At 30.7% G+C, this 12,787-nt stretch carries 11 protein-coding genes; 5 read left to right on the top strand and 6 right to left on the bottom strand.

What is annotated here, in order from left to right; translation table 11 throughout:
• Positions 1-144 precede the first annotated feature (144 nt).
• Positions 145-717 carry a hypothetical protein gene (locus ACE193_RS24685; RefSeq protein ID WP_375560855.1) on the bottom strand — a complete coding sequence of 191 codons (573 nt, stop codon included), beginning with the start codon at positions 715-717 and terminating at the stop codon, positions 145-147.
• A 152-nt stretch (positions 718-869) separates the two neighbouring features.
• On the opposite strand from ACE193_RS24685, the gene ACE193_RS24690 reads away from it, so the two are divergent.
• Both ACE193_RS24690 and ACE193_RS24695 read left to right on the top strand, forming a co-directional pair.
• The gene (locus ACE193_RS24690) at positions 870-1,700 is read left to right on the top strand and encodes a hypothetical protein (RefSeq protein ID WP_375560856.1); all 831 of its coding nucleotides are present in this window, start codon (positions 870-872) and stop codon (positions 1,698-1,700) included.
• On the top strand, positions 1,697-2,176 hold the full coding sequence (locus ACE193_RS24695) for a hypothetical protein (protein ID WP_375560857.1): 480 nt from the start codon (positions 1,697-1,699) through the stop codon (positions 2,174-2,176). Before ACE193_RS24690 ends, ACE193_RS24695 begins: the two co-directional genes overlap by 4 nt.
• A 100-nt stretch (positions 2,177-2,276) precedes the next feature.
• Here the strand turns inward: ACE193_RS24695 and ACE193_RS24700 are convergent, their stop codons facing one another.
• Entirely contained in the window at positions 2,277-3,665 is a 1,389-nt protein-coding gene (locus ACE193_RS24700; protein ID WP_375560858.1) for a di-heme oxidoredictase family protein, read from the bottom strand.
• 134 nt (positions 3,666-3,799) lie between these two features.
• Entirely contained in the window at positions 3,800-5,008 is a 1,209-nt protein-coding gene (locus tag ACE193_RS24705; protein WP_375560859.1) for an imelysin family protein, read from the bottom strand.
• 429 nt (positions 5,009-5,437) lie between these two features.
• Between ACE193_RS24705 and hisB the strand changes: the two genes are divergently transcribed.
• Positions 5,438-6,583: a bifunctional histidinol-phosphatase/imidazoleglycerol-phosphate dehydratase HisB gene (hisB, locus tag ACE193_RS24710; RefSeq protein ID WP_375560860.1), complete on the top strand. Its 1,146-nt coding sequence runs from the start codon at positions 5,438-5,440 to the stop codon at positions 6,581-6,583.
• Positions 6,584-6,880: 297 nt separating this feature from the next.
• Here hisB and ACE193_RS24715 read toward each other — a convergent pair whose 3' ends face one another.
• Both ACE193_RS24715 and hisC read right to left on the bottom strand, forming a co-directional pair.
• Positions 6,881-8,173 carry a dihydroorotase gene (locus ACE193_RS24715; protein ID WP_375560861.1) on the bottom strand — a complete coding sequence of 431 codons (1,293 nt, stop codon included), beginning with the start codon at positions 8,171-8,173 and terminating at the stop codon, positions 6,881-6,883.
• A gap of 435 nt (positions 8,174-8,608) precedes the next feature.
• Positions 8,609-9,787 carry a histidinol-phosphate transaminase gene (gene hisC, locus ACE193_RS24720; protein WP_375560862.1) on the bottom strand — a complete coding sequence of 393 codons (1,179 nt, stop codon included), beginning with the start codon at positions 9,785-9,787 and terminating at the stop codon, positions 8,609-8,611.
• 123 nt (positions 9,788-9,910) lie between these two features.
• Between hisC and ACE193_RS24725 the strand changes: the two genes are divergently transcribed.
• Together ACE193_RS24725 and ACE193_RS24730 are read left to right on the top strand one after the other, a co-directional pair.
• Positions 9,911-10,522 carry a ribonuclease HII gene (locus tag ACE193_RS24725; RefSeq protein ID WP_375560863.1) on the top strand — a complete coding sequence of 204 codons (612 nt, stop codon included), beginning with the start codon at positions 9,911-9,913 and terminating at the stop codon, positions 10,520-10,522.
• A 128-nt stretch (positions 10,523-10,650) separates the two neighbouring features.
• Positions 10,651-12,075, top strand: coding sequence for a serine hydrolase (locus tag ACE193_RS24730; protein ID WP_375560864.1), 1,425 nt, complete (start codon positions 10,651-10,653; stop codon positions 12,073-12,075).
• A gap of 247 nt (positions 12,076-12,322) precedes the next feature.
• Here ACE193_RS24730 and ACE193_RS24735 read toward each other — a convergent pair whose 3' ends face one another.
• Complete coding sequence (locus ACE193_RS24735; protein ID WP_375560865.1) at positions 12,323-12,772, bottom strand: hypothetical protein; 450 nt, start codon at positions 12,770-12,772, stop codon at positions 12,323-12,325.
• Positions 12,773-12,787: the final 15 nt, after the last annotated feature.

The following is a 12,787-nucleotide window of genomic DNA, read 5'->3' on the forward strand; positions in this document are numbered from 1 at the left end:
TACCTTTTATTTTGCCACCAATATAAAGTTCCTACGGAACAGAAAGGCAAATAAATTTTTAGTCTTATGGCTATGGTAAGAATACCAACAACAATGAGAGAATATTTTTACACAGATTAATAAATCTGTGATACGATTAGAAAACTAAACTATTGGAGGAGGAGAGTTTGGCGCAAAAACAAATTCTTTGATAGAAAAATGCCATTTGCTTTTTGGAGAAATAGAAATAAAGTTACTATCAGAAGATTGATGTAATTTTGTTTCAGATAAAATGAGAGCTTCTTTTATAAAGTTTTTGAGAGGATAAGCAGGTTTATTTTGATGAAAAGGATTTTGATTTTCTTTGAGTTGGAAGGCAAAGGTTTGATAAAGTCGTTTTTCATCTTTGTCATTATAAACCAAAAAATACGTGTTATCTCCTTTTTGATAAGAAGAAGAAACATCGTACATGTTATTATTGTACTTAAATTCTTTTTGAGGTTTTACCCAAACGAAATTTTTATTTTCATTGTGAACAAGGCGTATCTTTTCCCTACTATTGTTTGCTACATTTGTAGGAATTATTATAGTTTCTAATTTATTTTTATATTCTAACTGTTTTCTAACTTCTCTTTTTATTTGTGTGTGCATAACCTCAAAAGCCAACCAATAACCTAATTGATTGAAAAATATAAGCGATGCCATTACAAGAATAAAAAAAGGTAGAAGTTTTTTCAAAGGCTGATTTGAGTGGATGTTTAGAAGTGTTTTTTACAAATTTCGTTATAAAAAATAGAAATTAGAAATCTTTTTATGGATTTTAACGTGAAAAAAGAAGTTTGCAGTATCTTTATTTCAAAAAAACAATAGCTTCGTAATTTATAACTTCAATGAACTACAACACCAACAAATTAAATACCCAAAATCACTCCCACATTATCGACAAACAAGATTCTTTTACAGAAGATACTATCAAAGCAAATGACGAAGTTGTTTTTTGTGGTGCTTGTCAGTCTGTTTTTTTGAAGGAAAGTTGGGAGTATATGGACAAGAAGCATTGCAGTCAGACTGAAACATTGGCTTTTGTTCCTATTCAAGAAAAGGAAATTAAGGCTGAAAAGAAAGAATATTTGCTTTTTGAGATTACCCCTAATATAAAAAAATATCGTCAATCAATTATCTTTTCTTACGTTTGCTTATTTTTTTGTACTCTAGCAGCAATAGTTGTTGCATTTAAACTTCTCACAAATGAAAACTTGGAAATTACAGAAAAAATAATTGGATTGAGCCTTATTCCACTCTATGAAATAGGAACTATACTCGGACTCAGAAATTTTAACAAGAATGCAAAGAAGGGATGCCATATAGGAATGATTCCACTTCAACTTTATCAAAAGAAAGTTATTGTATTCGATAAGTTGTATAAATGGGAAGAACTAGAAGGTATAGCTTATAAGGCGAATATTGACACTATTGTTGATAAAACAAATGTTCCTAACAAACTTGAAATTTATGTAAAAAATGAAATCCTAGCTATTAATTTACCTTCAAAATATCCTCATAATACTAAATTTCTAACTAAATTGATGCAGATTTCAGAGCATACAAAAGTTGATTTTTATACAGAAGACAAAAAGGAATATCAGTTTTTGGAAGATCAAAAAGAAGAGTATGAGGGAAATATAATCTTGACTAAAAAACACCTTTTTATTAAAAAATGAACTACAACACTCACAAATTAAATTTTCAAAATTACTCTCACATTATTGGCAGACAAGACTCTGTTACAGGAGACACTATCAAAGCAAATGACGGAGTTGTTTTTTGTGGTGCTTGTCAGTCTGTTTTTTTGAAGGAAAGTTGGGAGTATATGGACAAGAAGCATTGCAGTCAGACTGAAACATTGGCTTTTGTCCCTGTTCAAGCAGAAAAAATTAAAGCTAAGAAGAGAAATGCTTTACTCTTTGAGATTGCTAAACATAGAAAAGGGCGTAAAACTTTATTTATATTATCTTACCTTATCATTTTTAGTCTTCTTTTTTTTTGGTTTTTTATATCTGAGTTATTCAGTTGGAGATTAGGAACACAAGATTTGAAGATTATAATAACTGTGTTTAGTTTCTTAGAGGTAGGGTTTATAGTTGCAATGTCTGTAATAATTTTGAAGATAAAAAAACACCTTTCTATTAAAAAATGAACTACAATACGCACAAATTAAATTTTTAAAATTACTCTCACATTATCAGAATTTTAATATGATTTATTCTAAAGACTAATTAATTTTAAAGGTTTGTTTTCTACAAAGAATTTAGAAAAGCAAGTAAATTAGTTCTTTCATTTTTTGATAATTTTTTATATTCTTCTTGACTATTCTTTGCTTCTCCATCGTGCCATAAAATTGCTTCTTCTATCGTTTTTGCTCTTCCGTCATGCATAAAAGTAGCTAATGGATTTACACGCTGAACCATTCCTAATCCCCACAAAGGAGTCGTTCGCCATTCATTTCCATTTGCTTCAAAATCTGGATGGTTATCAGCTAGTTCGTTTCCCATGTCGTGCAACAGCAAATCTGTATAAGGATAAATAGTTTGATTTGAAAGAGCTTCTACTTCATGAAAATCCGTTTTCATTTTTGGAATATGGCACTTATTACAATTTAGTTTAGAAAAAAGCTGTTTTCCTCTCAACACCTGTTCATTATCAGCATCACGACGAGCAGGAACGGCAAGTGTTTGACAATACAAAATTACTTTTGCCAATTTTGATTCACTTACTTCCATTTCTTCATCTGTACTTCCCGAAATAGCATCTTTACAATTTTGTTGTGCATCGGTACAGTTTTCTATTGGATGAATAGTCGAAGTAATTCCCATATCTCCATTAAAAGCTCCTGCCACTTGTTCTCTAATAGTTGCTTGATTTGATTTCAATCCAAAACGACCAATTTTTGTTTGTCCTGTTTCGACTTCCAAAACATAATTTGGTTTTCCAGAAATTCCGTCATTATTAGCATCACTTTCGTCGGCAAAAGAAAGGAGAGTTTGTTCTGAAACAGCTTCCAAAAGCCCCAAACCTGCAATATGTGGAGCAAGACGAGGAGAAAGAACAGTGTTTTGATGAACATTTCCATAATTCATTCTCTCAAAATTATAAATCGGTTTTTGTAAAGTGTAAGTTGTTCCATCTGCAAAACTTCCTGTAATAGTTTGGTGTGAAATAGAAATATTTCCTTCTGCTTCCATTCCAAAAATAGCTTGACTAGACAACTGACTGCCATACGTAGGCTCATTTTCATAGTTTACACCATTCCTAACACTCAATTTTATCACTAAAGCAACAATATCATCGCCTTGATTTTGAGGTAAATTTCCACGTCCATCAAAAGCATGACAGCCCGAACATGAACGTGCGCTAAAAAAACCACCCAAACCATCAAGACCAACTGTAGAAGAAGGTGCAGCTACCCAATTTGCTTTAAAGAATGAATTTCCAGTTACAAATTTTCCATTTTCTTCAGTTGTAAGTTTATTTGCAGCATGTCCAAAAGCATTTTGAGATTGGTCAAAAGTAGTGGCATTTCCTCCTGCATATATTTCGTTTTCTTCAAAAAGAGGTTCGGTTTCCTCATTATTACAAGAAGAAAAAAATAAAATAGAAAATGAGAAAAAGAGTAAATAAAGACGCATATTTTTATTATTAATAAGTTTTTTTAAACTTTGACAGATATTTTTATATCCAACTATTGTCAGAGTCATTTTGAATTATCAAAATGACCACCGACAAAGTTGCTGGTTGAAGCTTCTTTTTTATTATAAAATAATTATTCTAAGACCACATTAATTCCATACAAAGATGCAATTTCTAAAATCATATCAGCTTGCTCTGTTAGAGAAGTTACACATTTTTGAAGTCTTGCACGTCCGTCTGCTTCTACAATTTCCGTTTCGAATGGATTCTGAACTGCATTTACATTTACCATTGTTTCATTCATTTTTGCATCCAAAAGAGCCGTTTTTTCTGTATCAGCTAACTCAAAAATATCAGAAATACTTGTACCTGAAACAGTTGTTCCATCTGTTCTTGTATATCTACCAAAATAAACATTATCAATCGCCAAAGCATTAGTTACGACATCTCTATCTGTATTATCACTAAAACAAGAATGTTCGTTTTCTCTATCTGGCTCATCTAAAGCAACAAAAATACGTTCTCCTGCTAGTTCGCCTTTACTAAGTGAAGCAATTCCTACCAAAACTTCTAATAAACGAGATTTTGGATTCGAACTATTTTCAAAAGAAGCTCTATAATTTCCTGCCGTATTTGGTTTCCATTCATTCAAAACACTTTGTAGATGGTCTAATAAAAGACTAGAAACAGTCAAAAGATATGTTTTTCTACGCTCTGCATTTTCTGCTGTTGTGAAATCGGTAAAAGAACGGTTTCCACCACCTGCACCCAAAGTTACATCTTGTCCCCAAAGCAAAAATTCAATGGCATGATAACCTGTACTGATATTTGTTTCACCATCTTGTTCATTTGCATTCATCAAAATTTGCTTGTCTATAGTAGGAAAATCTGTTGGATTGTTGATAATTCCTGTTGTTGGATTTCCAGTTACATAATCAATGTAAGATTCATCAAGAGGCCAAGCATTGATAAAACCTTCCACTCCTTCGTCGCCATCAATAGGTCCTCCATAAAAACGGTACGATTCTGTTTGTCCGTAAGGTTCTCTAGCTGCTTTCCAAGCTGTTTTTGCAGCTTCTAATGTAGTTTGAGAAGGATTTTGGGTAAATAATTTGATTGCATCATCTAAATTTTTAGCTGCATTATAAGTATCTTCATAAGAAGCATAAACGATAGTTGCATAATTAGAAAGAAAGCTATTTGCTTGATTTTCATCCAATTTTAATTCTGAATCTTGGTTTTCATCTTCATCATCTTTGCAAGAAGAAACTAAAAATGCACTACAAAATAAAATAAGAACTAAGAGAAAAGAGAACGATAATTTTTGACTTGATTTTTTCATGGCTATGAATATTATTTTTGATAAAATGATAAGAATTAATTTGCTATATTAATTTAGACTAATTCTTAATAGAGTTGCAAATGTAGAAGTCTATTTTCAAAAAAGCAAGTATTGTTTAGAATTAATCTAAACAATTTTGTAGAAATGTAGTGTGTTCTTGTAGTTTACGCTTTAGCGTGAGAATGTATTTGTATAAATCATTCTTTAGAATGAGAAAAGATTTTTTAGTTTGATAGAATTTTTACGATTTTTGTAGAAACTTAATTTTTAAATTGAATTTTTCATTGTTTTCCAAACCATGAAAAAGTTGAATTTCGTAGGTTAAAGGCTTGCCTTTGATTGCATTTGTATTCTTTTCAAACTAAAAAATGACTACCTAACAAGTCAAAGGCTTGCCTTTGACCTACAAATAAAATATATTAATAAAACATGAAAAAAATACTTTTTATAGACCGTGACGGAACAATTATAAAAGAACCAGCAGACGAACAAATTGACTCACTAGAAAAATTAGAATTTCTGCCTGCTGTTTTGAGAAATTTGTATGAGCTTGCAGCCAGTAAAGAATATGAGTTTGTTATGGTAACCAATCAAGATGGACTCGGAACAGTAAGTTTTCCAGAGCATACCTTTCATCCTGCACACAATAAAATGCTCAATATATTAGAGGGTGAAGGAATCATTTTTGATGAGATTTTGATTGACAAAACATTTCCTCACGAAAAATCGCCCAACCGTAAGCCTGAAATTGGATTAGTAAAACATTACTTAAACAACCCTAATTTTGACATTCAAAATTCTTTCGTAATTGGAGATAGGTTTAGTGATATACAACTAGCAAAAAACTTGGGTTGTAAAGGAATTTTGATTGCAGAAAATGACAAAGCAATTAATTTAAAAAATCCTGAATTAGCTTCTATTTGTGCTTTGGTAAGTGATGATTGGACAGAAATTAAAAAATTTCTTTCTACTCCTCAATCAAAATTTGGTTCAAGAATCGGAAAGGTAAAACGTACCACCAAAGAAACAGATATTGATATAGAAATAGATTTAGATGGAACAGGAAAAGCTGAAATAAGTACAGGAATTGCTTTTTTTGACCACATGTTAGAACAAATTGCAAGACACGGAGAAGTGGATTTAAAAATTTTGACAAAAGGAGATTTGCATATCGACGAGCATCATACTATCGAAGATACGGCTCTAGCACTTGGAGAAGCACTTTTGAAAGCCTTTGGAGACAAACGTGGTATTGAGCGTTATGGTTTTTGTTTGCCAATGGATGAAGTTTTGGCACAAGTGGCGATTGATTTTGGTGGACGACCTTGGTTAGTTTGGGACGCAGATTTTAAAAGGGAGAAAATTGGAGATATGCCTACCGAAATGTTTATGCACTTTTTCAAATCGCTTAGTGATACCTCAAAATCAAATATAAATATCAAAGCCGAACCAATGGATGGCGCAAATGAACATCATAAAATTGAAGCTATTTTTAAAGCCTTTGCAAAAGCTCTAAAAATGGCAAAAACGCATACAGGTTCGTCTGAATTGCCTTCTACAAAAGGGGTATTATAGAAAGAAATTATGTTTTAGTTTTTTGTCTTTGTGTGTTTATTTCTGAGGAAAAGAACTTTGAAGTTCCCTCTGAAGCGTGATGTTTGCATGAATAACATTTCTGAGGAAGTTTTTTATTTTTATGAACAGGATTCAGTTATAGAATAATTTTAAGAAAAAAATGATACTACTAGACACTTGTAAAATAAATAGGTCAGTCCCAAAAGGCAGACCATTACTACTAAAAATAAGAGAAATGACTACAAACAGTCTGCTCTATAAGATGACCTATACTACAATTAGTAAAATGTCTAGTAATTAGGAAAAAGTTCTAAAAACTTTTCCTTTCAAACTATTCTCTAAATCAATAAAAGGGGAGTTTTTAGATTTTGAAGCATTCATTTTTTTCTCAAATTCCCATGATTCATTAGGGTAAAAAACGGTCAAGTTAGCTTTTTCTTCTTCTTTGATTTGGGGCTGTTTTAATTTTAAAATTTGTCTTGGATTAACTGTAATTTTTTGAATTAACTCTTCTAAGCTCAAAATACTTTCTGTTTGTTTTCTTATAGCTGCAAAAGCTGTTTGGAAATTTATCATTCCAAAGTCTGCCAAATCAAATTCTAATTTTTTGGCTTCTTCATCGTGTGGAATATGATTAGAAACAATTACATCAATCGTATTATCTTTCAATCCTTCTAAAAGAGCATTTCTATCATGTTGAGTACGTAGTGGAGGAAATACCTTTAAAAAAGTATCAAAAATAAAATTTTCTTTTGCCAAATCCTCATCTAAAAAAGAAAGTTGATAAGCTGCTATGTCACAAGTGACATTCAAACCTTCTTGCTTTGCTTTTCTAATAAGCTCAACACTACGAGCTGTAGAAATAGTGGAAAAATGAATTTTGCCTCCTGTATAACGCAAAACCTCCAAATCTCTTTGAATCATCATTTCTTCTGCAATAGAAGGCAATCCTTTTAAACCAAGTTTTGTCGAAGTGATTCCTTCGTGCATGTGTCCATTTGAAAGATTTTCATCAGAAGGAAGTTGCATGACTAATCCATCAAATGCCTGTGTATATTGCAAAGCACGCATCAAAACGCCTGTATGAGAAACGTTTTTTAATCCATCCGAAAAAGCAACTGCACCAGCTTTGTGAAGGTCATACATTTGTGTCATCTCTTTTCCTTCTGCTTTGTAAGTAAGGGCTGCGATGGCTAAAAATTCTACCTTTGTATTCGTTTTTTTATTTTCTTGTTGCAAAAAATAAACATTTTCTTTGTTTTCTATTGTCGGTTGTGTATTTGGTAAAATAGCTACTTGTGTAAAACCTCCCAAACTAGCTGCTCTACCTGCACTTATTAAAGTTTCCCTGTGTTCCATACCTGGTTCGGGAACAAAAGCACGCATATCACACCAACCTACTGAAACAAAAGCACCTTGACAATCTAATTTTGTGTAATTTGTAGGAATTATTATATCTGAGTTATACTCTTGAATATGAGTAATTTTTCCATTATTAATTCCGATACAAAACTCTGTATTTGGATTATAATTAGTATCAATAATCTTTACCTTAGAAAGCCAGTAAATGGTTGATTTTTCAGAATTCATTTGTTGAGCTATAATTTTAAGCTAGTGAATTATAAATTTAACTGCAAAGGTAAAAACTTTGATTGAAAAGTTTAGAGATAAAAAATATTTAATATTAAAATAGAAAATTTGGTAGTAATTATACAAAGTATGAGGTTGTTTAAGAATGAGTTTTGTATGTATTTTTATTGGTGTCGCTATACATAAAACACCAACAAAGGCAGTGTTATTTTTCCATAGAATTGGGGTTTGCAAACCCAATTCTATGGAAAAATGAACATTCTTAAACAGCTTCTATGATATTTATTGATGTTCTGTTAAATTATTTTGTCTGGGAGTTGTCGGTGGAACATCATAGCCGTACGGTTATGGTGGAGACACCAAAAGTGGCAAAAAAGTGACTTTACAATAAATGCTTATCCATTGTCAGTGTCCCACTGACGATTCTTTTCATGATTATTTATTGTACCTAGTCAAAGTTGCTAAAAGCAACTCGTTTTCTTCTGGTGTTCCGATTGTAATTCTTAAACAGCCTTCACACAGAGGTTCTTTTGAGCGATTTCTGACCACAATTTCATTCTGACTTATCAAGAAATTATATAACTCTTCTACTTTAGAATGGTCTTTTAATTTGACTAAAATGAAGTTTGTATCAGATGGATATACTTTTTCAATAAAACTAAATTTGTTTTCTTGTTTTAGTTCTTCAATCAATTTCTCACGCTCAAAATTCAAAACTTGAATAGTCTGTTTTACTTTTTGAGGAAGACTTAACGCCTTCAAAGCAATTTTTTGAGTAAGCATATTTACATTATAGGGTGGTTTTGTCCTTTTGTAATACTCCATAATTTCGGCAGAAGAAAAAGCCATTCCCAAACGAATACCAGCCATTCCCCACGCCTTTGAAAGTGTTTGCAAAACTACAAGATTTGGGAACTTATCAAGTTCATTAATAAAACTAGCTTCCTTTGAATTTTTAGCAAAATCAATATATGCTTCATCCACTACCACAATTCCATCAAAAAACTGACATAATTCTTTAATATCATCTTTATCAATTAGATTTCCTGTTGGATTATTTGGACTACAAACAAAAATGAGTTTTGTATTTGTATCAATCTGCTTTTTTATTCCTTCTACATCTAATTGAAAGTCTGCTGTCAATAGTGTTTTTCTGACTTCTACATCGTTTATCATTGCAGAAACCGAATACATTCCATACGTTGGAGGACAAACAATAATATTATTTTTTTGAGGGATACAGAAAATTCTAAACAATAAATCAATCGCTTCATCACTTCCATTTCCTACAAAAATCTGATTTTTATCTATATTTTTTAGCTTTGAAAGCTGTTTTTTTATATCTCTTTGGTGTGGGTCTGGGTAGCGATTATAATCTATCTGAACCATCTCTGAAAGTGGCGAACCAAGTGCGTTTTCATTGGCATCTAAAAAAATAGGTGCAGGTGTTTCAAAATTTTCATCTATTTTTGTAACTTCTATATCACTTTTTTTATATTCATCTCTTGCCGAAGAATAGGCTTTCAAAGTCAGAATATTAGGACGAATAAGTTTTTGTAAATCAAAATTTGATTTTGATTCTATATTTTTTGAAGTAATTATATCTTGATTCATTTTGTTTTAATTTTTATACTTAACTATTTTATGAGTTATTTTAGATTACCAAAAAACTACTGACAAAGTTTTGATGTTTTTTACAAATTTAATTCATTTATTACTAACAATTAATCACTATTTATGAAAACTCCTCTTTCTTTTTATTTTTCAGAATTTGCCTTAGAAGCTGGTGTTGATGAAGTAGGACGTGGTTGTTTGGCTGGAAGTGTTGTGGCTGCTGCCGTTATTTTTCCAAAAGATTACAAAAATTCATTTCTAAATGATTCTAAAAAACTATCAAAAAAAGATAGACAAGAATTAGATATTGAAATACGAGAAAGTGCCCTTTCTTTTGCTATTGCAGAAGCTAGTCCTGCCGAAATTGATAAAATAAATATTCTCAATGCTTCTTTCTTAGCAATGCAACGAGCTATTATTCAATTAAATCCTGTGCCTGAATTTTTGATTATTGATGGAAATAGATTCAAAACTGACCTCAAAATTCCTTTTGAATGTATCATAAAAGGCGATTCAAAATATCTATCCATTGCAGCAGCTTCTATTTTGGCAAAAAATTATAGAGATGATTTTATGATACAATTAGCTGAAAAATATCCTCATTATGGTTGGGAAACAAATGTTGGATATCCAACCAAAAAACACAAATTAGGAATTGCAGAACATGGATTGACAGAATTTCATAGAAAAACATTCAATAGTAGCTTGCAATTGGATTTGAGATTTCAAAAATGAGTAGATTTAAGAATGAAATTAAGCAATGAAAAATATATGTTAAATAACACTAAATGCAACTAATTGAATTATAGACTTGTCTTTGTATAATAACTCCTAACTCATTTGAAACTCTCATAAATAAAAACATGTATAAATCAATCCTTTTCTTAATTGTTTTTGCTTTTTTTCAAACTGCTTGCACTAAAAATACAGATTCCAAAAGTAATGATGCCACTATTGTAAAAAAAGAAGATATTTATCGCCCTCAGATAGACTCCTTAATGAAAATATCTTATGAACGTGCTATTTTCAATGGAAATATTTTGGTTGTTAAAAATGATGAAATACTCTATCAGAATGAATTTGGATATACAGATGCCTCTAAAACAACCAAACTAAATCCAAATTCTGTATTTAATATTGGTTCTATTGCAAAAGAATTTAATGCTGTTGCTATAATGATGTTAAAGGAACAAGAAAAGCTAAGTTTGGATGATAAAATCTCAAAATTTGACTTAGGATTACCAAAATGGGCAGAAACAGTTACTGTTCGTCATTTGCTACAATACACAAGTGGATTGCCAAGACTAAATTGGAAAACTGTCAAAAATGACCAAGATATTCTTAATGACTTGAAAAACTTTGAAAAATTAAATTTTGAAGCAGGAACAGATTATTTTTATAACAATAATAATGTTTTTCTTCAAAGAAGAATTGTTGAGAAAGTAGCAGGAATGAGTTTTAATGACTTTGTAAAGAAGAATATTCTGATTCCAATTGAGATGAATAATTCTATTATTGACCCTAACTCTCAAAACTCTCAATTTGTAAATTCATTTAGTAATGATTTTGTAAATGATGAACCTATGGATATTGAATTTACAGGCTGGGTTTGTCCTACGATAAATGATATGCAAAAATGGATAGTTAGTTTGCACTCAGAAAAACTGATTAGTAAAGAATCTCTAATTACGTTATCAGAATCTTATTCAGAAAATAGTCAGTCAGCTTTAGGAAACGCAATGGTTGAGAATAATGATGTAGTAATTCATCGACACCACGGCTCATCGTCCAACTATGAAGCATTTGTTCATTACAACAAAAAAGAGAATTTAATCGTCATTTTGATGACAAATAATAAGAATTCTAAATTACAAGACATTACTCAAGCAGTTGAAAATATTTCAAAAGGTGAGAGTTTTGAAATTCCTAAAAAATCAATTTATTTGGCTATACGTCAGAAAAGTTATGAAAATGTAGAGGAAGGAATCAAATTATACAATGATTTAAAAAAGAATGATTTTGAAACGTATAATTTCTCTGATGAAAATGAGCTGAATCAACTAGGCTATAAATTAATTGAAAAAGAACAAATAGAAGATGCTATAAAAATATTTCAACTACTCATTTCTGAATTTCCAAACTCAGCGAATCCGTATGACAGTATGGGAGAAGCCTATTATCTCAATGGAAATAATGATTTGGCTCTTCTCAACTACAAAAAATCATTAGAATTAAATCCTAATAATTCGAATGCAGAAAAAATGATTGAGAAGATTGAAGGTAAGTAGAAAAAAATAAAACTTGATTTTCATTAATTGGATAGACTTTAAAGTTATCCAATTAATGAAAATATTCTAAACCACTGAAACTCTAACCTTTTTCTTCTTCAATTTCACATTATTTACTTTTGGTAAAAGCTCTTTTAGAGTTTCTTTTTTCACAGGAACAAAAGCGTTGGTTTAATGTTTTTGATAAATCAAGTAAAAAACAAATTACCTCTTTTACTGAAAACAGAAAACCAAAAATTTCTTATGTTTAGCCAACTGAATCTGGAATCTCACTTGGTAAATTCTCTATTTTTTTTAAAATATCTCTTGCACCATGTACTTTTAATTTGATAGCTCTTTTCAAAAAACCTAAAGCTAATTTTTGAGTTTCTTTATCTATTTCTCTGAAATATTCAATCTTTCCAACATACGAAGTAACTATTATGTCAAAGACATCTAAATTAGCTTGAGCATAATTGTTTTTATTAGCCATTAACATTGCCCAGTACAAAAAGTCTTTTGGGCTTTGTTCCCCATACAAAAACTTTAGTTCGTTATATGCAGATGTGTCTCCATCAAAAACTTTCTTAGTGAGCATTGAATAATCTTTCACAGATTTTTCATATCCACTATCAACAACATGTTGATCTTCTGTTTTAGTTTCCTCATTATTGCATGAGAATAAAACTAATAAAAATAAGATGCTCGATAATTTCATCAGATGTAAAATTTA

Origin of the sequence: Bernardetia aquimarina (assembly GCF_042180575.1) — a bacterium.
Lineage (GTDB): Bacteria > Bacteroidota > Bacteroidia > Cytophagales > Bernardetiaceae > Bernardetia.

What these genes read in the sequence shown, in the direction of transcription:
- ACE193_RS24690 (WP_375560856.1), top strand. Translation starts at nt 870, where the DNA reads ATGAACTACAACACCAACAAATTAAATACCCAAAATCACTCCCACATT.
- ACE193_RS24700 (WP_375560858.1), bottom strand. Translation starts at nt 3,665, where the DNA reads ATGCGTCTTTATTTACTCTTTTTCTCATTTTCTATTTTATTTTTTTCT.
- ACE193_RS24735 (WP_375560865.1), bottom strand. Translation starts at nt 12,772, where the DNA reads ATGAAATTATCGAGCATCTTATTTTTATTAGTTTTATTCTCATGCAAT.
- ACE193_RS24730 (WP_375560864.1), top strand. Translation starts at nt 10,651, where the DNA reads ATGTATAAATCAATCCTTTTCTTAATTGTTTTTGCTTTTTTTCAAACT.
- hisB (WP_375560860.1), top strand. Translation starts at nt 5,438, where the DNA reads ATGAAAAAAATACTTTTTATAGACCGTGACGGAACAATTATAAAAGAA.
- ACE193_RS24725 (WP_375560863.1), top strand. Translation starts at nt 9,911, where the DNA reads ATGAAAACTCCTCTTTCTTTTTATTTTTCAGAATTTGCCTTAGAAGCT.
- hisC (WP_375560862.1), bottom strand. Translation starts at nt 9,787, where the DNA reads ATGAATCAAGATATAATTACTTCAAAAAATATAGAATCAAAATCAAAT.
- ACE193_RS24695 (WP_375560857.1), top strand. Translation starts at nt 1,697, where the DNA reads ATGAACTACAACACTCACAAATTAAATTTTCAAAATTACTCTCACATT.
- ACE193_RS24705 (WP_375560859.1), bottom strand. Translation starts at nt 5,008, where the DNA reads ATGAAAAAATCAAGTCAAAAATTATCGTTCTCTTTTCTCTTAGTTCTT.
- ACE193_RS24715 (WP_375560861.1), bottom strand. Translation starts at nt 8,173, where the DNA reads ATGAATTCTGAAAAATCAACCATTTACTGGCTTTCTAAGGTAAAGATT.